This window comes from Pseudomonas furukawaii, assembly GCF_002355475.1.
Classification (GTDB): Bacteria; Pseudomonadota; Gammaproteobacteria; order Pseudomonadales; family Pseudomonadaceae; genus Metapseudomonas; species Metapseudomonas furukawaii.
The window spans coordinates 2,551,078-2,569,846 of record NZ_AP014862.1 but is presented as its reverse complement, the minus strand read 5'-3'; the positions used below and the strand labels follow the sequence as shown (position 1 = coordinate 2,569,846).

General features: G+C 65.5%; 17 protein-coding genes and 5 tRNA genes. 9 read left to right on the top strand and 13 right to left on the bottom strand.

Going from position 1 to position 18,769, the window contains the following annotated elements; translation table 11 throughout:
• Positions 1-4: 4 nt before the first annotated feature.
• Positions 5-1,684 carry a methyl-accepting chemotaxis protein gene (locus KF707C_RS12045; protein ID WP_003454148.1) on the bottom strand — a complete coding sequence of 560 codons (1,680 nt, stop codon included), beginning with the start codon at positions 1,682-1,684 and terminating at the stop codon, positions 5-7.
• A 366-nt stretch (positions 1,685-2,050) separates the two neighbouring features.
• On the opposite strand from KF707C_RS12045, the gene KF707C_RS12040 reads away from it, so the two are divergent.
• The gene (locus KF707C_RS12040) at positions 2,051-3,190 is read left to right on the top strand and encodes a sterol desaturase/SRPBCC family protein (protein WP_003454149.1); all 1,140 of its coding nucleotides are present in this window, start codon (positions 2,051-2,053) and stop codon (positions 3,188-3,190) included.
• 53 nt (positions 3,191-3,243) lie between these two features.
• Here the strand turns inward: KF707C_RS12040 and KF707C_RS12035 are convergent.
• The 5 genes from KF707C_RS12035 to KF707C_RS12015 all read right to left on the bottom strand — a co-directional run bounded on the left by KF707C_RS12035 (position 3,244) and on the right by KF707C_RS12015 (position 3,744).
• Positions 3,244-3,319: transfer RNA gene (locus tag KF707C_RS12035), tRNA-Gly, on the bottom strand.
• A 15-nt stretch (positions 3,320-3,334) separates the two neighbouring features.
• Positions 3,335-3,410, bottom strand: a tRNA-Glu gene (locus KF707C_RS12030).
• Positions 3,411-3,416: 6 nt separating this feature from the next.
• Positions 3,417-3,492: transfer RNA gene (locus tag KF707C_RS12025), tRNA-Gly, on the bottom strand.
• 89 nt (positions 3,493-3,581) lie between these two features.
• Positions 3,582-3,657: transfer RNA gene (locus KF707C_RS12020), tRNA-Gly, on the bottom strand.
• 11 nt (positions 3,658-3,668) lie between these two features.
• Positions 3,669-3,744 (bottom strand) — tRNA-Glu (locus KF707C_RS12015).
• 230 nt (positions 3,745-3,974) lie between these two features.
• Here KF707C_RS12015 and KF707C_RS12010 point away from each other — a divergent pair.
• Both KF707C_RS12010 and KF707C_RS12005 read left to right on the top strand, forming a co-directional pair.
• Positions 3,975-4,745, top strand: a complete 771-nt coding sequence (locus KF707C_RS12010) for a hypothetical protein (RefSeq protein ID WP_003447999.1) — start codon at positions 3,975-3,977, stop codon at positions 4,743-4,745.
• Positions 4,746-4,768: 23 nt separating this feature from the next.
• Complete coding sequence (locus tag KF707C_RS12005; protein WP_003448000.1) at positions 4,769-5,431, top strand: glutathione S-transferase family protein; 663 nt, start codon at positions 4,769-4,771, stop codon at positions 5,429-5,431.
• Positions 5,432-5,507: 76 nt separating this feature from the next.
• Here the strand turns inward: KF707C_RS12005 and KF707C_RS12000 are convergent, their stop codons facing one another.
• Together KF707C_RS12000 and KF707C_RS11995 are read right to left on the bottom strand one after the other, a co-directional pair.
• Positions 5,508-5,990 carry a GAF domain-containing protein gene (locus KF707C_RS12000; protein WP_003448003.1) on the bottom strand — a complete coding sequence of 161 codons (483 nt, stop codon included), beginning with the start codon at positions 5,988-5,990 and terminating at the stop codon, positions 5,508-5,510.
• A complete protein-coding gene (locus KF707C_RS11995) occupies positions 5,987-6,877 on the bottom strand; it encodes an ATP-binding protein (protein ID WP_003448005.1) in 891 nt (296 codons plus the stop codon). Before KF707C_RS11995 ends, KF707C_RS12000 begins: the two co-directional genes overlap by 4 nt.
• Positions 6,878-6,932: 55 nt before the next feature.
• On the opposite strand from KF707C_RS11995, the gene KF707C_RS11990 reads away from it, so the two are divergent.
• Positions 6,933-9,302: a response regulator gene (locus KF707C_RS11990; protein WP_231992316.1), complete on the top strand. Its 2,370-nt coding sequence runs from the start codon at positions 6,933-6,935 to the stop codon at positions 9,300-9,302.
• Here KF707C_RS11990 and KF707C_RS11985 read toward each other — a convergent pair.
• The 3 genes from KF707C_RS11985 to msrB form a co-directional block, all read right to left on the bottom strand.
• The gene (locus KF707C_RS11985; RefSeq protein WP_003448016.1) at positions 9,283-9,750 is read right to left on the bottom strand and encodes a MarR family winged helix-turn-helix transcriptional regulator; all 468 of its coding nucleotides are present in this window, start codon (positions 9,748-9,750) and stop codon (positions 9,283-9,285) included. The genes KF707C_RS11990 and KF707C_RS11985 overlap by 20 nt on opposite strands.
• Positions 9,747-10,232 (bottom strand): glutathione peroxidase, encoded by a 486-nt coding sequence (locus KF707C_RS11980; protein ID WP_003448017.1) that lies wholly within the window; start codon positions 10,230-10,232, stop codon positions 9,747-9,749. The genes KF707C_RS11985 and KF707C_RS11980 overlap by 4 nt, the downstream gene beginning before the upstream one ends.
• A gap of 111 nt (positions 10,233-10,343) precedes the next feature.
• Positions 10,344-10,736, bottom strand: coding sequence for a peptide-methionine (R)-S-oxide reductase MsrB (msrB, locus tag KF707C_RS11975; RefSeq protein WP_003448018.1), 393 nt, complete (start codon positions 10,734-10,736; stop codon positions 10,344-10,346).
• Between the two features lie 173 nt (positions 10,737-10,909).
• On the opposite strand from msrB, the gene KF707C_RS11970 reads away from it, so the two are divergent.
• The 3 genes from KF707C_RS11970 to htpX all read left to right on the top strand — a co-directional run bounded on the left by KF707C_RS11970 (position 10,910) and on the right by htpX (position 13,541).
• Positions 10,910-12,121 (top strand): pyridoxal phosphate-dependent aminotransferase, encoded by a 1,212-nt coding sequence (locus KF707C_RS11970; protein ID WP_003448020.1) that lies wholly within the window; start codon positions 10,910-10,912, stop codon positions 12,119-12,121.
• Between the two features lie 7 nt (positions 12,122-12,128).
• Positions 12,129-12,581, top strand: a complete 453-nt coding sequence (locus KF707C_RS11965) for a hypothetical protein (protein WP_003448021.1) — start codon at positions 12,129-12,131, stop codon at positions 12,579-12,581.
• 87 nt (positions 12,582-12,668) lie between these two features.
• Complete coding sequence (htpX, locus tag KF707C_RS11960; protein ID WP_003448022.1) at positions 12,669-13,541, top strand: protease HtpX; 873 nt, start codon at positions 12,669-12,671, stop codon at positions 13,539-13,541.
• A gap of 632 nt (positions 13,542-14,173) precedes the next feature.
• Here the strand turns inward: htpX and KF707C_RS11955 are convergent.
• Complete coding sequence (locus KF707C_RS11955) at positions 14,174-14,830, bottom strand: thiopurine S-methyltransferase (protein ID WP_003454362.1); 657 nt, start codon at positions 14,828-14,830, stop codon at positions 14,174-14,176.
• Positions 14,831-14,929: 99 nt separating this feature from the next.
• Here KF707C_RS11955 and KF707C_RS11950 point away from each other — a divergent pair, with 99 nt between their 5' ends.
• Entirely contained in the window at positions 14,930-15,697 is a 768-nt protein-coding gene (locus tag KF707C_RS11950; RefSeq protein ID WP_003454361.1) for a DODA-type extradiol aromatic ring-opening family dioxygenase, read from the top strand.
• Between the two features lie 71 nt (positions 15,698-15,768).
• Here KF707C_RS11950 and KF707C_RS11945 read toward each other — a convergent pair whose 3' ends face one another.
• Positions 15,769-17,445, bottom strand: coding sequence for a DEAD/DEAH box helicase (locus KF707C_RS11945; RefSeq protein ID WP_003454360.1), 1,677 nt, complete (start codon positions 17,443-17,445; stop codon positions 15,769-15,771).
• Between the two features lie 514 nt (positions 17,446-17,959).
• Here KF707C_RS11945 and KF707C_RS11940 point away from each other — a divergent pair.
• Positions 17,960-18,751, top strand: coding sequence for a crotonase/enoyl-CoA hydratase family protein (locus KF707C_RS11940; protein WP_003454357.1), 792 nt, complete (start codon positions 17,960-17,962; stop codon positions 18,749-18,751).
• Positions 18,752-18,769: the final 18 nt, after the last annotated feature.

Below are 18,769 nucleotides of genomic sequence, written 5' to 3'. Positions count from 1 at the left end.
CCGCCTAATCGGCCTTGTAGCGTCCCACCAGCCGATACAGGCTGCCGGCGATGGTCGCCAGTCGACTGGAAATGCTGCTGGCGCTCCGAGAACCCTGGGCTGTCCGCTCGGATATCGAGACGATCTGGTGGACGTTCGCATTGATCGACTCGCAGACACGGCTCTGTTCCTCGGCGGCACTGGCGATCTGGGCGTTCAGCTCGTTGATGGCCGACACCCGCTCGGTGACGGCCTCCAGCGCCTGGCGTACCCGAGCCACCTCGCTCACCGTTCGCCCACTGCCCTCGCGAATCCGATCGATGGACTGCACCGCCTCGCGGGCGCCGAGCTGCAGGCGATCGATCATTTCGCGGATCTCCGCCGTACTGCTCTGGGTACGCCCCGCCAGGGTACGCACCTCGTCAGCCACCACGGCGAAGCCACGCCCCTGGTCTCCTGCACGGGCCGCCTCGATGGCGGCGTTGAGCGCCAGCAGGTTGGTCTGTTCCGCCACATCGTGGATCACCGTGAGCACGCCGCCGATGCGCTCGGCCTCGCTGCCCAGGCGCTGGATGATGCCGACGCCCTCGTTCACCTGCCCCTCCAGGCCCTCGATCACGGCCTGCGTCCCATCCAGCAGTGCCCAGGCCGCCTCGACGCGTCGCTCGGCGGACGACGCCTCCTCGGCCGCGCGCTCGGCACCACAGGCCACCTGCTGGGCGGACGCCGACATCTGGTTCATGGCCGTGGCGACCTGGTCGCTCTCCTGGTGCTGAAGGCTGATCCCCTCCTCCGTCTGGCGCATGAAGTCCTGAAGCTGCTCGCTGGCCTGGTTGAGCGCCGAGGCGGACTCCCGGGTTTCCCGCACCAACCGCCGGACCTGCTCGGAAAAACGGTTGAAGGACCCGGCCAGGGAACCCAGTTCGTGCCCGACTCCCGGATCCAGCTGGCGGGTGAGGTCGCCCTCGCCACCGGCGATGTCCTCCATGGTGCCGACCGCATCCTGCAACGGGCGGAGGATGCTCCTCGCCAGCCACAATCCCAGGGCGCCGATCACCATCACCAGCAGCAGCGTCGACAGCCCACTGGTCAGCAGCGCCTGACGCAACGCGTTGTCGGATTCGGCGTCCTGGTATGCGAGCTGCCGGTCCAGGTCGTCCACGTAGAAACCGGTGCCCAGCACCCAGTCGGTCCCCGGCACCGGGGCGACGTAGGCCAGCTTGGGCGACAGCGCCTCCTCGCCCGGCCTGGCCCAGCTGTATTCCACGAAACCACCGCCCGAACGCCCCGCGTCTAGGTACTCGCGCACCAGGAAGCGACCTTCTGGACTCCGTGCGTCGAGGTACGCCTTGCCCTCGCGGTCCGGGTTGTCGGCACTCATGACCTGGATGCCCTGGTGGTCGTAGGCGAAGAAGTATCCGGTTCCCTGATCGAAACGCAGACGCCGCAGGAGCGCCCTTGCCCGTTCCAGGTTCGCGTCGTCTCCCGCCTCCAGCAGCGGCTGCACGGACGACAGCGCCACCTCCATGTATCCGGCCAGTTGCTGCTGCCGGCTGGCGAAAAGGGCCTGCTGCAGCACATCGCGGCCAAGGGAACGCAGTTCGAGATTCTGGTGGATCCCAACGCCGGTGCTGACTGCAGCCATCAACAGGATGGGCAGCAGCGCCAGCAGCAGGATCTTCTTCCTGATGGAAAGGGTGATCATCCGCGAGGCTCCGCGACAGTGGCGACGGCTGGAGGTTCTAGCACAGCCACCGGAAGCGGGATTGCGGCTGTCAGCCCGAGGCCGGTCGCGCCCCGCGTGCCCCCATCGACCCCGCAATCGGCACCGGAGCGGCGGTCGGCGCACGGAAAGGCCGTGGCCTACTCCGATTCCACCGTAAACCTCCGAAGGCTCCTTGAAGCCAAAGGATCAATGCCCAGGCTCTAACCAGCTGTTTCCCAGGGAGTTGCCAGCCAATTCTTGGGAGATCCCCTCGCTACGAGAGGTAAGCAAACCGAAAGAGCGACGTTGAACTTCAGAAAACGGCACTAGACTGCGAGGCAATCCAACAAGACTGCCGGAGCAGCCATGACCCAGGACACCGAGGCCTTTCGCAGCCGCTATCGAGCCGGCATCCACCCGCTCTACAACGCCTGGCTCCATGGCGGCTTCGTGTTGCTCTACGGCATCGCCTGCCTGGCCTTCCTCATCAGCACGCTGGAGTCGGTGACCGCCTGGGAATGGCTGGTGGTGCCGGTCACGCTGGTGTTCTTCAACTGGGGCGAGTACGCCATCCACAAGAACCTCGGGCACCACAAGAGCCGCATTGGAGCGCTGTTCTACAAGCGCCACACCGGGGATCACCACAGCTTCTTCGTCACCGGGCAGATGCACTGGGAATCAGCGAAGGACTGGCGGGTGATCCTGTTTCCGGCCTGGCTGATCCTGCTCTTCAGCGCGGCGCTGTTCCCGGCCTGGTGGCTGCTGTCCTTCCTCAACGCCAACCTGGCGGCATTGGTCGCCATCACCCTGCTCGCGGGCTATCTCGGCTACGAGCTGTTCCATGCCTGCGAACACCTGCCGGCCAGCCATCCCGTGTCGCGCCTGCCGTGGATCCGCCACATGCGTCGGCTTCACGAGCTGCACCACCGCCGCGACCTGATGCAAAGCAAGAATTTCAACCTGGTCTTCCCGTTGATGGACTGGCTGAAAGGCAGCCTTCACTGGGAACCACTGGAGGAGGAGCGTCCCGTGACCCGCATGCAACACCATGTCGACATCGCCCGCAGCCCCGAGCAGGTGCTCACCTACGCCGCCAGCGCCACCCGCTGGCCGGAGTGGCATCCCTCCTCCCTCAGGGTGGAGGGTGAACCCGGTCCGATGACCGCCGGCGGCCACTTCGAGGAAGACATCCATGCCGGTGGACGGGCGGGCCACCTGAGCTGGGACGTCCTGGAGTACAGCCCGGGCCGCCGCTGGCGCGCCAAGGCCAGCGGCACCCACGGCCTGTCGCTGGTGCTGACCTATGACTGCGAGGCGACGGCGGGCGGCACGCGCTTCGTCCGCACCCTGGACTACGGTTTCTCCGGGCTGGCGATGCAGGTGGCGAACTGGCTGGTGATGCGTCGCAGGATCGACCGGGAATCGGTGGAGTCCATGGGACGCCTGAAGGAGATGGCGGAACGCCTCCCGGACTTTACGCCGGCCACCGCGTCGAGCCCGGCGTAACAGGAAACGCAGAAACGAAAACGCCGCTCGATTGAGCGGCGTTTTCGTTTATCTGGAGCGGGAAACGAGACTCGAACTCGCGACCCCGACCTTGGCAAGGTCGTGCTCTACCAACTGAGCTATTCCCGCGTACAACATTGAAAGTGGCGTCCCCTAGGGGACTCGAACCCCTGTTACCGCCGTGAAAGGGCGGTGTCCTAGGCCACTAGACGAAGGGGACTGAAACTGGAGCGGGAAACGAGACTCGAACTCGCGACCCCGACCTTGGCAAGGTCGTGCTCTACCAACTGAGCTATTCCCGCATGCAACTTTTTCAGCCGGACTCTTTCGAGTCCCCTCCCGGACCTCTCGGTCCGGATCGAACAAGGCCGCCAAGCCTTGTTCTTGAATTTGGAGCGGGAAACGAGACTCGAACTCGCGACCCCGACCTTGGCAAGGTCGTGCTCTACCAACTGAGCTATTCCCGCATACAACTTAATGGCGTCCCCTAGGGGACTCGAACCCCTGTTACCGCCGTGAAAGGGCGGTGTCCTAGGCCACTAGACGAAGGGGACGCGGCCCGGAACTTACAACAGCTTTCATGCTTTCTTCCGGCTTCTCAGCTTTGCTTCAGGCATCGCGTCGAAGTGGCGCGCATTCTATGGAGGCTTTGAGCACCCGTCAACCCTCTATCAAAAACTTTTTAAAATCAAAGACTTCTGCTCAAAATTTGATCCACCTCTATGACCATTCCGACCAAGCCACTACACTCGCCCGCACACTACAAGAGCATCGGAGCCCGCAGATGTCGCCACTCGTGATCACCCTGCTGATCGTCGTAGGTATCGTCATCCTCGTCATCATTGGCTACATCAACCATATGCTGGAGACCAGCAAGCTGCAGAAGGCTCGCGAGGTGGCCGATCTCAGCGACCGCATGCGCCGTTGCGCCGACCTCTCCGAGACCCTGCCCGGCCAGATGGTGTCCCCCGGCCTCAAGCTCCTGCTCACTCGCCTGCAACTGCAGTTCGGCGAGCGCCTGCTGCAGCTGGACAAGCGCAACGCCGCCCTGAAGAGCAGCCTGGAGCCGCTCCGCGCCCTGGTCGGCCAGGGCGAGTCCATCCCGGTGAACAACCCGCCACAGAAAATCCTCACCGAGGCCAAGGCCAAGGAGATCCGCTTCCAGTTGGAAGGCCTCCACGGCCAGATCGCCCGCGCCGCGCAGGACGGCCATCTGCCGGCCGCCGAAGCCAAGAGCCGCATCAAGGACATTCGCGACATGCTGGTGCAGCTCCATGTGGAGTTCTTCACCAACCTGGGCCTCCAGGCCCTGCAGGAGAACCAGGCACGCCAGGCACGACTGGCCTTCGAGCGAGGCGTGCAGTACGTGCAGAAGCAGAACGACCCGGCGCGCTACCAGGAGTACCTGAAACAGCTCAAGGCGCAGCTCGAACGGGCCAACGCCCTGGTCCTGGAAAGCGCCCAGCCCCAGGCGGCCGAACCCAGCGAGCTCACCGAGGGAATGAAATCCCTGGAAGACGAAGACACCTGGAAGAAGAAGAACATCTACGACTGACCCGGCCAGACGAGGACCACCCGATGAGCCTGACCCTCTACGGAGCCCCGCTCTCCCCCTTCGTGCGCAAAGTGCGCCTCTACCTGCTGGAAAAGGGCCTGGAGTATCAACTTGAAGTCGTCTCGCCGTTCAGCCAGCCCGCCTGGTTCCGTGAGATCAGCCCCCTGGGCCGGATTCCCGCCCTGCGCGACGGCGACCTGACCCTGGCCGACTCCAGCGTGATCTGCCAGTACCTCGAGGAAAAGCACACCGAACTCACGCCGCTCTACGGCCGCACCGCCGAGGAGCGCGCCCGGGTGCGCTGGCTAGAGAAGTACGCGGACTATGAAGTCGCGCCCCTGACGACCTTCGGCGTGTTCCGCAACCGCACCCTGAAGCCCTCCATGGGCCAAGCCTGCGACGAAGCCACTGTCCAGGCCGCCCTCGTGGACCGGCTACCACCGCACTTCGATTACCTGGAGCGGACGCTGGGGGATGCGGAGTACTTCGTCGGTGGACAACCGAGCCTGGCCGACTTCGCCCTGGTCACCCAGCTGATCAACATGGAGCACGGTCGCGAGCGACTGGACCCGCAGCGCTGGCCAAACCTCGCCGCCCACTATGAGCGCATCTGTGCACGGGAGTCGGTGCAAACGGTGCTCCCCGGCGAACAGAAGATCCTCGCCAAGCTGGCCGGTCGCGCCTGATCGAGCGTCGCATCAGGTACAAGCGAAAAGGCCCCGGAATCGTCCGGGGCCTTTTTCGTCAGGGGGGGGGTGCGAATCAGCAATCGGTGAGGCGCAGGAAGATCGCCGCCAACTGCTCGATGCCGGCCTGGTCCTCCTCACTGAAACGCGCCAGTTTCGGACTGTCCAAGTCCAGCACGCCGATCAGGCGACCTTCTTTCACCAGTGGCACCACGAGCTCGCTGTTGGACGCGCTGTCACAGGCGATGTGCCCCGGGAAGGCATGCACGTCCTCGACGCGCTGGGTTTCCCGGGTGCGGGCGGCGGCACCGCACACGCCCCTGCCGAAGGGAATGCGCACACAGGCCACCTTGCCCTGAAAGGGACCGAGCACCAGTTCCTCGTTGCGGTTCAGGTAAAAGCCGGCCCAGTTCAGGTCCGGCAGCTCGCTGAACAGGAAGGCGGAAAACTGAGCGCTGTTGGCGATGAAATCCCGTTCATCGGCGAGCAGCGACTCCAACTGGGCGGCCAGCAGCGCGTAGCCCGAGTGGCCGGCGCCGGCCTGTTGCAGATCGATCATTTGGCGGACTCCAGCAGCGCGAGCCCGACCCAGTGGCGGGCGAACTGATAGGCGCAACGGCCATTGCGATTGCCACGTCCCAGGGCCCAGCGGATCGCCAGTTTTTCCAGCTCCTCGCTCCACTCCCAGTCCAGCCCGGCCGGCTCGGCGAGCACAGCGATCCAGTGGCGGACCACCGCGAGGAAGTGGTCCTGGGTAAAGGGATAGAAGGACAGCCACAGGCCAAAACGGTCCGACAGGGCGATCTTGTCCTCCACCGCCTCGTTGGGATGCAGCTCGCCATCCACCATCTGCCAGTGCTCGTTGTCGCTCTGCTTTTCCGGCACCAGGTGCCGGCGGTTCGAGGTGGCATAGAGCAGCACATTGTCCGGTGCGCGCTCGAGGGAACCGTCGAGCACGCTTTTCAGCACCCGGTAGTCACCCTCGCCGGCCTCGAAGGACAGGTCGTCGCAGAACAGCACGAAACGCTGGGGCAGTCCGGCGAGCTGCTCCACCACGCGCGGCAGGTCGGCCAGGTGGTCGCGCTCGATCTCGATCAGGCGCAGGCCCGCGCCCGCATGCTCGGACAACAGCGCGCGGACCAGGGAGGACTTGCCGGTGCCCCGGGCGCCCCAGAGGAGCGCATGGTTGGCCGGCAGGCCGTTGACGAACTGGCGGGTATTCGCGGCCAGCTGCTCACGCTGCTTGTCCACGCCGATGAGGTCGGCCAGGGACAGGTCCAGGCTCAGGTCCAGCGGTTGCAGGTAGCCACTTCGACCGTCACGGAGCCAGCGGGCGGCAAGGCTCCGCTGCCAGTCGATCGCCGGGCGAATGGCCGGCAGCAGGGGATCGAGGCGGGCCAATACGGCGTCGGCACGCTCAAGCATTTCAATCAGGCGGGAATCCACGTTCAACTCCTTGACTCAGCCGCAGTCGAGGCACTGCCGGCGGACCGGATAGGCTATGCTTGCGAAGCCCTCGGAACAAGGCCAAATCCTACGCCCCATGGATATTCCGCTGACACAACGGCTGTCGTTCAAGCAGGCCAGCCTGACGGTTCTGGTGGCCTTCATACTCGGCACCGTGCTCAGCGTCATTCAGGTCGCCACCGACTACTTCAGCGAAAACGAATCCATCGACCGCGAGATCAAGGCGCTGCTGGAAATCTCCCACAGCCCCGCCGCCCGCATCGCCTACAACATCGACGCCGAGCTGGCCCAGGAACTGGTGGTCGGACTGGTGCGCTCGCCCGCGGTGATCCGCGCCGAGATCGTCGACAACAATGGCGCGGTGCTCGCCGGCGTTGGCCGTCCGCGGACCGAAAGCGACTTTCGCATCTTCAGCGACTACCTGTTCGGCGAACGCCGGGAATTCACCGACCCCCTCTACATCGCCCACGCGCCGCGCGAGGCCCTGGGCGTCCTGCGCCTGGAAGTGGACACCTTCGCCTTCGGCAGCCACTTCCTCCGTCGCGCCATGTTCACCCTGGTCAGCGGCTTCGTGCGCAGCCTGGCGCTGTCACTGATTCTCCTGGTGCTCTTCTACAGCATGCTGACCAAACCCCTGGTGGGGTTGATACGCGCCCTCAGCGAACGGGATACCCGCACCGCGCCCGATGACCGGGTGCCCTGCCCGCCCGGCCACGAGCAGGATGAAATCGGCGTACTCGTCGGGGTGATCAACCGCCAACTGGCCAGCCTCGCCACCGAGATGCAACAGCGCCGCGAAGCGGACCAGCGCCTCAACCAGTACCTGGCCGAACTGGAAAACATCGTCTCGGCCCGTACCGCCGAGCTCAAGGCCGCCAATAGCCGCTTGAGCCGTTACAACCAGGAACTGGAGGTGGCCCGCAGTACCGCCCTGGAGATGGCCAAGGCCCGCGCAGCCTTTCTCGCCAACATGAGCCATGAGATCCGCACGCCGCTGAATGGCCTGCTGGGCATGCTCGACCTCGCGCTGGACGGCCCACTCGGCGCGGAACAGCGACGTCAGCTGCAGATCGCCCACGACTCCGGCAGCGTGCTGGTGGAACTGCTCAACGACATTCTCGACCTGTCCAAGTTCGAGGCCGGCCAACTGGAGCTGGAGCAGATCCCCTTCGACCTGGGCACCCTGCTGGAGGACACCGCCAACCTGCTCTCGCAGAACGCCGCACCGGGCGTCGAGCTGAGCTGCCTGATCGACCCCAGGCTGCCATCGCGGGTCATCGGCGACCCGACACGGGTGCGTCAGGTGGTGAGCAACCTGCTGTCCAACGCCCTCAAGTTCACCCGCTTCGGCCGCGTCGACCTGCGGGCCGCCCCCAGTCCAGGTGGCGTGCTGATCACCGTGCGCGACACCGGCATCGGCATCTCCGCCGATGCCCTGCCCAAGCTCTTCCAGCCGTTCTCCCAGGCCAGCGCCGGCATTACCCGGCAGTTCGGTGGCACCGGGCTGGGCCTGGCCCTCACCCGGCACCTCTGCGAGGCCATGCAGGGGCAACTAGACGTCAAGTCCCAGGAGGGTGTGGGCAGCCTGTTCAGTGCCGAGCTGCCGCTGGTGGAGCAGGCACCGCCGGAACCCCGTCCGCCACTGGCGGGCAAGGTGATCGCCCTGTGCAGCGCCAAGAGCGGACTGGCGGAGCTGCTGGGCACCTGGCTTCCGCTCTGGGGACTCGCCTTCGAGCGGCTCGACAAGGCTGGCGAGCTAGCCGGGCTCGAGGCAGACCTGCTGATCAGCGACAGCGCCGACTGCCTCGAAAACCTGCGCCGCCATGTCGACGCGCCCATCGTGCTGGTGACTGGCTACGGCAGCTTCCTGCCCGCGCCCCGCGCCGCCACCCTGACGCCACTGCACCAACTCGCCCGCCCGGTGTCGCGAGGCGCCCTGTACCAGGCCCTGCGCCGGGTCCTGCTGAAACTGCCCGAGGAAGCGCCGGCCTCGCCGGCGGCGACCACCGAGCCGGGGCAACGCCAGGGCCGCGTGCTGCTGGTGGAAGACAACGCCGTCAACCAGTTGGTGGCCCGGGGCATGCTGAGCAAACTCGGGTGCGAGGTGCTGCTGGCCAACCACGGCGCCGAGGCGTTGGCGCGCCTGGAGCAGACCGCCGTGGACCTGGTGCTGATGGACTGCAACATGCCGGTGATGGACGGCTACGAGGCGACCCGGCGTATCCGCCAGAGCGGACGCTGGCCTGACCTGCCGGTGATCGCACTGACCGCCAATGCCCTGCCGGACGAGCGCGAGCGCTGCCGCGCCGCCGGCATGAACGACTACCTGGCCAAGCCTTTCCGCCGCGAAGAGCTGGTAGCCCTGCTGGATACCTGGCTGCCCGCTACCCAGGCAACCCCGTGATCTGACCCAGCAACTCAGCCAGACGTGCCCGCAACTCGCCCATCTCATTGAGGTCCAGACCGCTGCGGCAGATCAGCTCGTTACGCAGCGGAATCACCTCTTCGCGCAGGGCGGCTCCCGCCTCCGTCAGCGCCAGGTGGACCTCGCGCTCGTCGTGGGCCGCGCGCTGACGCCGAACCAGCCCCAGGTGCTCCAGGCGCTTGAGCAAGGGCGTGAGGGTGCCCGAGTCCAGCTGCAGGCGCTCACCCAGGGCTTTCACCGAAGGCAGCTCCGGCGGCCGGGCGTGCCACTCCCAGAGCACCAGCATGACCAGATACTGCGGGTAGGTCAGTCCCAGGGACTCGAGAAGCGGCCGATAGCCACGGATCACCGCCCGGGAAGCGGCGTAGAGCTTGAAGCAGAGCTGGTTGTCCAGCAGCAGCTCGGGTTCGATCCTGGGCGTGCTCATTTCAGCAGGGCTTCGATCTCGGCGTTCAGGTCTTCCGGTTTGGTGGTGGGGGCGAATCGCTTGATGGACTTGCCGTCCTGGCTGATGAGGAACTTGGTGAAGTTCCACTTGATGCCCTGGCTGCCCAGCAGGCCCGGAGCGCGCTTCTTCAGCTGCACGTAGAGCGGGTGGGCGTCGGAACCGTTCACATCGATCTTCTTGAACAGCGGGAAGCTCACGCCGAAGTTCAGCTCGCAGAACTGGCTGATCTCGCCCTCATTACCCGGTTCCTGCTTGCCGAACTGGTTGCAGGGAAAGCCCAGCACCACCAGGCCGCGATCCCTGTAGCGCTGCCAGAGTCCCTCCAGCCCCTTGTACTGGGGCGTGAAGCCGCACTTGCTGGCGGTGTTCACCACCAGCAGCGCCTTGCCGCCGAAGTCCGCGAGGGTCTTCTGCTCGCCTGTGATGGTGGTGACGGGGATATCGAGAATCTTGTCGGTCATGGGAAAGGTCCGGTCAGGAGTGGGATGACCGGATAAAAATAGCTAGCAATTAAATTGCACGCAATTCATTTCCTCCGAAAAAGGGCCCGCCCTCGTGGCGAGCCCCTGCCTTCAGCGCGGCTGCAGCTTCAGCGACACCGAGTTGATGCAATAACGCAGCCCCGTGGGACGCGGCCCGTCGGGAAACACATGCCCCAGATGGGCGTCGCACCGGGCGCACCGCACCTCGATGCGGTGCATGCCGTGGCTGAAATCCTCCAGCTCGCGGATCACCTCGCCGTTCACCGGCTGGAAGTAGCTGGGCCAGCCACTGCCGGAGTCGTACTTGGCATCGGAATCGAACAGCGCCTCGCCGCAACAGGCGCAGTGGTAGATTCCGGGGGTCTTGGTGGCGTAGTACTCGCCGGTGAAGGCGCGCTCCGTCCCGCCCAGGCGGCAGACATGGAACTGGTCCTCGGAGAGTTCCTCGCGCCAGCTTTCCAGGGGTTTCTCAAGCTTGTCCATGACAGTCCTCGCAAGGGGTAAAAAAGCCCGGTCCCGACCTTTTCGGGTCATCAGGCCGCACGTATCATGCGCGCTTCATCAGACGCCAGTCTGGCAGCGGCGTTACAGGCTGCCAAGGCGCATCGATCCCCGTCGCCCCGCGCGACCTTTCCATCTCGGGACATCCACGCATCATGCAGGTCAGCAAATCGAACAAGCTCGCCAACGTCTGCTATGACATCCGCGGACCGGTGCTCAAGCACGCCAAACGCCTGGAAGAGGAAGGCCATCGCATCCTCAAGCTGAACATCGGCAACCCGGCGCCGTTCGGTTTCGAAGCCCCGGAGGAAATCCTCCAGGACGTGATCCGCAACCTGCCCACCGCCCAGGGCTACAGCGACTCCAAGGGCCTGTTCAGCGCCCGCAAGGCGGTGATGCAGTATTACCAGCAGAAGCAGGTGGAAGGCGTCGGCATCGAGGACATCTACCTCGGCAACGGCGTGTCCGAGCTGATCGTGATGGCCATGCAGGCCCTGCTCAACAATGGCGATGAAGTGCTGATCCCGGCCCCCGACTACCCGCTGTGGACCGCCTCGGTGGCCCTGGGCGGCGGCAAGCCGGTGCACTACCTGTGCGACGAGCAGGCCGGCTGGTTCCCGGACATCGCCGACATGAAGGCCAAGATCACCCCGAACACCAAGGCCCTGGTGCTGATCAACCCGAACAACCCCACCGGCGCGGTGTACTCCCGCGAGGTGCTGCTGGACATCGTCGAACTGGCGCGCCAGCACAACCTGGTGCTCTTCTCCGACGAGATCTACGACAAGATCCTCTACGACGAGGCCCAGCACATCTCCACCGCGTCCCTGGCGCCGGATGTCCTCTGCCTGACCTTCAACGGCCTCTCCAAGTCCTACCGCGTGGCCGGCTTCCGCTCCGGCTGGGTGGCCATCTCCGGTCCCAAGCACAAGGCCCAGAGCTACATCGAAGGCCTGGACATCCTCGCCAACATGCGCCTGTGCGCCAACGTGCCGAGCCAGCACGCCATCCAGACCGCCCTGGGCGGCTACCAGAGCATCAACGACCTGGTCCTGCCCAACGGTCGCCTGCTGGAACAGCGCAACCGCGCCTGGGAACTGCTCAACGACATTCCCGGCGTCAGCTGCGTGAAGCCCATGGGCGCGCTCTACGCCTTCCCGAAGATCGATCCCAAGGTCTGCCCGATCCACAACGACGAGAAGTTCGTCCTCGACCTGCTGCTCTCCGAGAAATTGCTGATCGTCCAGGGCACCGCCTTCAACTGGCCCTGGCCGGACCACTTCCGCGTGGTCACCCTGCCCCGCGTCGACGACCTGGAGCAGGCCATCGGCCGCATCGGCAACTTCCTCAAGTCGTACCGCCAGTAACGGCGCCATGGACCTCCAGATCGACGACTTCTATCGGGACTGCGCCACCGGCCTGCTGTTTCTCTACCAGGTCTTCCCCCGGCGCAGCGCCCTCTATGTGGAAGACCTGACAGGTCCATCCGAGCCGGATGAGTTCGGGCTGCCCAGCAAGCGCCATGAGAGCTGCCTGGCGGCCCTCCTCTGGCTCGCCGACGAAGGTTACCTGCGCTTCGACAGCACCTTCCACTTCGAGGGGCTGGACCAGGCCGTACTCACCGAGAAGGGCTTTCTGCGGCTGTCCCGGGCCTTCCCCGGCCTGCTCGCCGATGCCGAGACCCTGCCCCCCAGCATCCTGCGCGTACGTGCCAGCCTCGCGCAGCAACTGCGGGAGGCACTGGAGCAATCCGACAGCGAACGCCTGGTCCGACTGACTCGGCTAGTCTTCGAAAGCGAGTCGGACCGATCAGGCGACATAGATTGAAATAGTCCCAGGTTGAATACCTCTGGGCCGCCCCTTATATACCCCCGCATAGCAAACCGCATTCCCCGTGAGGAGACCGTTCCAATCATGATGCGCATCCTGTTGTTCCTGGCCACAAACCTCGCAGTCCTGGTGATTGCCAGCATCACCCTGAAACTGCTGGGGGTCGATCGCTTCACCGGCCAGAACTACGGCAGCCTGCTGGTGTTCTGCGCCGTCTTCGGCTTCGCCGGCTCCCTGGTCTCGCTGTTCATCTCCAAGTGGATGGCGAAGATGAGCACCGGCACCGAGATCATCACCCAGCCGCGCACCCGCCACGAACAGTGGCTGCTGCAGACCGTCGAGCAACTGTCCCGCGAAGCCGGCATCAAGATGCCGGAAGTGGGCATCTTCCCGGCCTACGAGGCCAACGCCTTCGCCACCGGCTGGAACAAGAACGATGCCCTCGTGGCCGTGAGCCAGGGCCTGCTGGAACGCTTCTCCCCGGATGAAGTGAAGGCCGTGCTGGCCCACGAAATCGGCCACGTGGCCAACGGCGACATGGTGACCCTGGCCCTGATACAGGGCGTGGTGAACACCTTCGTGATGTTCTTCGCCCGCATCTTCGGCAACTTCGTCGACAAGGTGATCCTCAAGAACGAAGAAGGCCCGGGTATCGGCTATTTCATCGCCACCATCTTCGCCGAACTGGTCCTGGGCATCCTGGCCAGCATCATCGTGATGTGGTTCTCCCGCCGCCGCGAGTATCGCGCTGACGAAGCCGGCGCCCAACTGGCCGGCACCGGCGCGATGATCGGTGCCCTGCAGCGCCTGCGCGCCGAGCAAGGCGTACCGGTGCAGATGCCCGACAGCCTGACCGCCTTCGGCATCAACGGCGGCCTGAAGCACGGCCTCGCCGGCCTGCTGATGAGCCACCCGCCGCTGGAAGACCGCATCGAAGCCCTGCGCCGTCGCGGCTGATACGACTCACACTGCTCGGGCGGCCCATTGGCCGCCCTTTTTTTGGGTTTTTCGCAGATTATCGGGGAAGGGACTTGCTCAAGCCGGATTGTCGAACCGGTGTCAGGTTTTGTGGGGGCTCGGCTCATTTCCGCGCAGGCTGCGAGTTGCTGTTTCGCCCTCCCGGGCGAGTCCCTTTCTCAATCGCCGAAAGGAACCAAATGGCTTGCCCCTGCATCCGGCCCGGCTTCGCCGGGTCCCCTCGCTGCATCGTCGCTCCGGGGGAACGGCGCGAGGGGCCATCCATGGCCCCACACGCCTCTCGCGGCATCCATGCCGCTCGTCCCCCTGCACGACGAATCCGCTCGGCCTCCTGACGGGGCACTTCGCGCGGCGTCATCTTCTTCGCCTGGTTTCAGATCGGTTTGGGCAGCAGGATGACTTGTCCCCTGCCGGCGCGAGTCACCCCTCTCCTCTTCTGGGAGAGGGGCGGGGGAGAGGGTGGTATCCGCAGACTGGGAGTTGGTCAGGGCGCCACGCACAATCGCCGATCCAGTGTGAACAGGAATTCCCCGATAATCCGCGATGAACCTTTTTTGTCCCGCAGGGGCCCTTATGCGCACGGCGCACCCTGCATCCCTACACCGATCCCCCTACTTCCGATGCAGGCGGAACGCCGGCTCATGCAGGCTGTCCAGCCCGCGGGAAGCGAACTTCCAGTTCTTCTCCAGCACATCGCAACGCTCCAGCAACTCCACCTCCCAGCTCCCCTCGAGGCGCTCGCGCACCTCCGCCTCGGGCACCGAGAACGGCGGGCCGTCCAGACGCGCCTGCTCGTAGTCCAGGGTCACCATCAGGCCATCGCAGGGGCGGGGCAGGATGCGCGCCAGGTGCGCCACGTAGTCCCGGCGCATGGCCGGCGGCAGCGCGATGATCGCGGCGCGGTCGTAGAGCGCACGGCAGTCCGCCACATCGGCGGGCTCCAGGGCGAAGAAGTCACCCTGGAGGATCTCGATCTCGCCGGCGCTGAAGCGACGCAGCGCCCCCTGTCCGGTCACGACGGGCTCCAGGCCCTGCTCGGCGAAGAAGTCCAGCACCGCCCGCTCCGCCAGCTCGACGCCCAGCACCCGATATCCCTGCCCCGCCAGCCAGAGCAGGTCCAGGCTCTTGCCGCACAAGGGGACCAGCACCTGGCACCCTGCCGGCAGGCCCAGCCGCGACCAGTAGCGCTCCAGATACGGATTGGTTTCCCGCTGATGGAAACCGATCTGGTTCTCCGCCCAGCGCGCCTGCCAGAAACTTTCCTCCATGATGCCTCCATCGATTCGATCAAATTGCCCAACTATTTATGCTGGAAACCGATAGTTCCAGCTCGGATGATGCCGGCATCCTACCGGAGGAATTCCAGAATGCTACCCAGCCTCTTCATCTCCCATGGCTCGCCGATGCTCGCCCTGGAACCCGGCGAAAGCGGCCCGGCGCTCAGGGCCCTGGCCGACGCCCTGCCGCGTCCCGACGCGATCCTGGTGGTCTCCGCCCACTGGGAAAGCGACCGACTGCTGCTCACGGGCAGCGCCCACCCTGAAACCTGGCATGACTTCCATGGCTTCCCGGCGCCGCTCTATGCGGTGCAGTACCCCGCGCCCGGCGCACCTGAACGGGCACGAAACATCGCCAGGCTGCTGACGGACGCCGGATTGCCCGCGGACGTCGACCCACATCGCCCCTTCGATCACGGCGCCTGGGTACCGCTGTCACTGATGTACCCGGCAGCGGACATCCCGGTCCTGCAACTGTCCCTGCCCAGCCGGCTCGGCCCGACCTACCAGACCCGCGTCGGCCGGGCGCTGGCCGACCTGCGCCGCCAAGGCATCCTGCTGATCGGCTCCGGCAGCATCACCCACAACCTGGGCGAGCTGGACTGGCGCGCCGGCCCTGAAGTCGTGGCGCCCTGGGCGAAGGCCTTCCGCGACTGGATGGTGGATCGCCTGGAAGCGGACGACGAAGCGGCGCTGCATGACTATCGCCGCCAGGCACCCGACGCCATCCGCAACCACCCCCGTGACGAGCACCTGCTGCCGCTTTATTTCGCCCGTGGCGCCGGCGAGCGCTTCCAGAGCGTGCACCAGGGCTTCACCCTCGGCGCGCTGGGCATGGACATCTATCGCTTCGACTGACCCCAGGCAGCTGGAACGCCGCCCACAAAAAAGCCCCGCGAGCGGGGCTTTCCTGTAGTGCTGCGGACCGATCAGTCCTCGCGGTAACGGCGCAGCTTGAGCTGCTTGCCGGCCACGCGGGTGTCCTTCAGCTTGCCGAGCAGGCGGTCGAGGCCCTCTTCCGGCAGCTCGATCAGACTGAAGGTCTCGCGGATCTGGATGCGGCCGATGGCCTCACGGGCGATACCGCCCTCATTGAGGATGGCGCCCAGCAGGTTCTTCGCGGCGATGCCGTCGCGGGTTCCCAGGGCGGTACGGCAGCGCACGCGACCTTCAGCCAGGGGCATGGGCGCGCGGCGCTCGCGGTATTCACCGCGCTCGGAACGCTCGCCACCCTCACGCTCGCGACGCTCGCGGGGCTGCGAGTTCGGCACCAGCGGTGTCTCGCGCTCCACGTCGGCCAGGTTCAGGGACTGGCCATTGGTGGCCTTCTGCAGCAGGGCGGCGGCCAGGGCACGGGGCTCGCAGCCGATATCGGCCACCAGGCGATCCAGCAGGTCGCCATAGACGGCCTCTGCACCCGCCACCAGCGGGGCGATGCTGGCGGTGAGCTTCTTGATGCGCGCATCCAGCACCTGCTGGGCGTTGGGCAGGCGCACCTCGGCCACCTTCTGGCCGGTCACACGCTCGATCACCTGCAGCATGCGGCGCTCGCGCGGGGTCACCAGCAGCAGCGCGCGACCATCGCGACCGGCACGGCCGGTACGGCCGATACGGTGGACATAGGATTCCGGATCGTAGGGCATGTCCACGTTGAACACGTGGGTGATGCGCGGTACGTCGATACCCCGGGCGGCCACGTCGGTGGCGACCACGATGTCCAGGCGACCGTCCTTCAGGGACTCGATCACGCGCTCGCGCTGGTTCTGGGCGATGTCGCCGTTCAGCGCAGCGGCCTTGTAGCCCTTGGCTTCCAGGGCACTCGCCAGGTCCAGCGTGGCCTGCTTGGTCCGCACGAAGGCGATCAGGGCGTCGAATTCCTCGACTTCCAGCAGGCGCAGGACGGCGGCGGTCTTCTGGTCGGCGTGGACCATCAGGTGAGCCTGTTCGATGCGCGCCACGGTCTGGGTCTTGGCGGCGATCTTGACGTGCTGCGGGCTCTTCAGGTGACGCTCGGCGATCGAACGGATCGACGGCGGCAGGGTGGCGGAGAACAGCACGCTCTGGCGGCTTTCCGGCAGGGCCTCGAAAATCACTTCGAGGTCTTCCATGAAGCCGAGCTTGAGCATCTCGTCCGCTTCGTCCAGGACAAGCTGCTGCACGGTGGTCAGCAGCCTCTCGTCACGGCGCAGGTGGTCGCACAGGCGGCCGGGAGTGGCCACGATCACCTGGGCGCCCTGGCGCAGGGCCTTGAGCTGCGGGCCCATGGGCGCGCCGCCGTAGACGGCGATCACGTTCAGGCCGGGCATCTGCTTGGCGTAGGTTTCGAAAGCGGTAGCGACTTGCAGTGCGAGCTCGCGGGTCGGTGCCAGGATCAGCGCCTGCGGCTCACGTTTGGCCGGATCGATGCGCGACAGGATCGGCAGCGCGAAGGCTGCAGTCTTGCCGGTACCGGTCTGGGCCTGGCCAATCATGTCGTGGCCGGCGAGGATCACCGGAATCGACTGGGATTGGATGGGGGACGGCTCTTCATAGCCGACCGCCGAGATGGCGGCCAGAACATTGGGATGAATGCCGAGCGCGGCGAATCCGCCGATTTCCTGGGTCATGGGTCTGCCTCGTGTGCATCCGCAAAGACCCTTGTTCCATGGCTGCACATGCCGTGAAGGACCTTTTGGGTCAACCCTGGCAGCCTGGTAGAGAATTTGCGTGAACGCTTTTTTGGGAATGGATGAAACGTCAAGGGTAGTCCGCAGCGCGGACTTGCAGCCGAAGGCGAAATGCCTCGGGAAAAACGCAGTACTTGAACGAGGCCGTCATTAGGCCGGCGCGCATAATACAGGAAAAATCTCTGGCGCGTGCAGGTTTTTCGGTGTGAGAACAGGCTCTCCGCCGGACGGAAGCGCGCCGATGCAGGCCCTGTGAAAACGCGGCGAGCGAGGGGCAGGCAAGGCAGGAACCGGTGAGAAAGCGCGGTTTACGGGCTGTAGATGAGCATTCTGAGCCGATTCCTGGCGCAGCATGGCCGCGCGCAGTGGTTTTCACACAGCCTGAATGGACAAGCCTCCATGAGGGGTCTATATCCCTCCTGCCATTCCGCTATTCCTACGCAGGAACGCCTCCATGTCCGCCACTTCCGTAGGTCGCGTCAGCCGCGAAAAGCATGGCCACATCATGCTCATCGGCCTGGACCGCACCGCCAAGCGCAATGCCTTCGACCTGGACATGCTGGAGGACCTGGTGCGGGCCCTGGGCGAGTATGAGCGGGATGACAACATGCGCTGCGCGCTGGTCTTCGCCCATGGCGAGCACTTCACCGCCGGGCTCGACCTCGGCAATGTAGGCGACACCTTCCGCCAGGGCTGGCGCGTGCCCAGCGGCGCCATCGACCCCTGGGGCACCTTCGGCGGTCCCCGTCTGACCAAGCCGCTGATGGTGGCGGCCCAGGGCTACTGCTTCACCATCGGCATCGAGCTGATGCTGGCGGCGGATATCAACCTCTGCGCCAGCAACACCCGTTTTGCCCAGATGGAAGTGCAACGCGGTGTATTTCCCTTCGCCGGTGCCACCTTGCGGCTGCACCAGATCGCCGGCTGGGGCAACGCCATGCGCTGGCTGCTCACGGGGGACGAGTTCGATGCACACGAAGCCTATCGCCTGGGCCTGGTGCAGGAAGTGATGGCCAGCGAGGACCTCCTGCCCCGCGCCATCTGGATGGCCGAACGGGTGGCGGCCCAGGCGCCACTGGGCGTCAGGGCGGTGCTCGCCTCGGCCCGCCAGACACTGGACGAAGGCGAAATGGCCGCCGCCGACAGCCTGCCGGCCACCGCCCAGCGCCTGCTGGGCACCGAAGATGCCGCCGAGGGACTGCGGGCGATGCTGGAAAGGCGCGACGGGCACTTCAAGGGCCGATGAGCCGTCCGGGCGAACCGG

Bases quoted from the DNA above. Each gene is read 5' to 3' on its own strand.
- KF707C_RS11980 (WP_003448017.1), bottom strand. From the start codon at position 10,232: ATGACCGACAAGATTCTCGATATCCCCGTCACCACCATCACAGGCGAG.
- KF707C_RS12045 (WP_003454148.1), bottom strand. From the start codon at position 1,684: ATGATCACCCTTTCCATCAGGAAGAAGATCCTGCTGCTGGCGCTGCTG.
- msrB (WP_003448018.1), bottom strand. From the start codon at position 10,736: ATGGACAAGCTTGAGAAACCCCTGGAAAGCTGGCGCGAGGAACTCTCC.
- KF707C_RS11945 (WP_003454360.1), bottom strand. From the start codon at position 17,445: ATGACCCAGGAAATCGGCGGATTCGCCGCGCTCGGCATTCATCCCAAT.
- KF707C_RS11990 (WP_231992316.1), top strand. From the start codon at position 6,933: ATGCTTGCGAAGCCCTCGGAACAAGGCCAAATCCTACGCCCCATGGAT.
- KF707C_RS11970 (WP_003448020.1), top strand. From the start codon at position 10,910: ATGCAGGTCAGCAAATCGAACAAGCTCGCCAACGTCTGCTATGACATC.
- KF707C_RS11955 (WP_003454362.1), bottom strand. From the start codon at position 14,830: ATGGAGGAAAGTTTCTGGCAGGCGCGCTGGGCGGAGAACCAGATCGGT.
- KF707C_RS11985 (WP_003448016.1), bottom strand. From the start codon at position 9,750: ATGAGCACGCCCAGGATCGAACCCGAGCTGCTGCTGGACAACCAGCTC.
- KF707C_RS11940 (WP_003454357.1), top strand. From the start codon at position 17,960: ATGTCCGCCACTTCCGTAGGTCGCGTCAGCCGCGAAAAGCATGGCCAC.
- KF707C_RS12010 (WP_003447999.1), top strand. From the start codon at position 3,975: ATGTCGCCACTCGTGATCACCCTGCTGATCGTCGTAGGTATCGTCATC.
- KF707C_RS12000 (WP_003448003.1), bottom strand. From the start codon at position 5,990: ATGATCGATCTGCAACAGGCCGGCGCCGGCCACTCGGGCTACGCGCTG.
- KF707C_RS11965 (WP_003448021.1), top strand. From the start codon at position 12,129: ATGGACCTCCAGATCGACGACTTCTATCGGGACTGCGCCACCGGCCTG.
- KF707C_RS12040 (WP_003454149.1), top strand. From the start codon at position 2,051: ATGACCCAGGACACCGAGGCCTTTCGCAGCCGCTATCGAGCCGGCATC.
- htpX (WP_003448022.1), top strand. From the start codon at position 12,669: ATGATGCGCATCCTGTTGTTCCTGGCCACAAACCTCGCAGTCCTGGTG.
- KF707C_RS12005 (WP_003448000.1), top strand. From the start codon at position 4,769: ATGAGCCTGACCCTCTACGGAGCCCCGCTCTCCCCCTTCGTGCGCAAA.
- KF707C_RS11950 (WP_003454361.1), top strand. From the start codon at position 14,930: ATGCTACCCAGCCTCTTCATCTCCCATGGCTCGCCGATGCTCGCCCTG.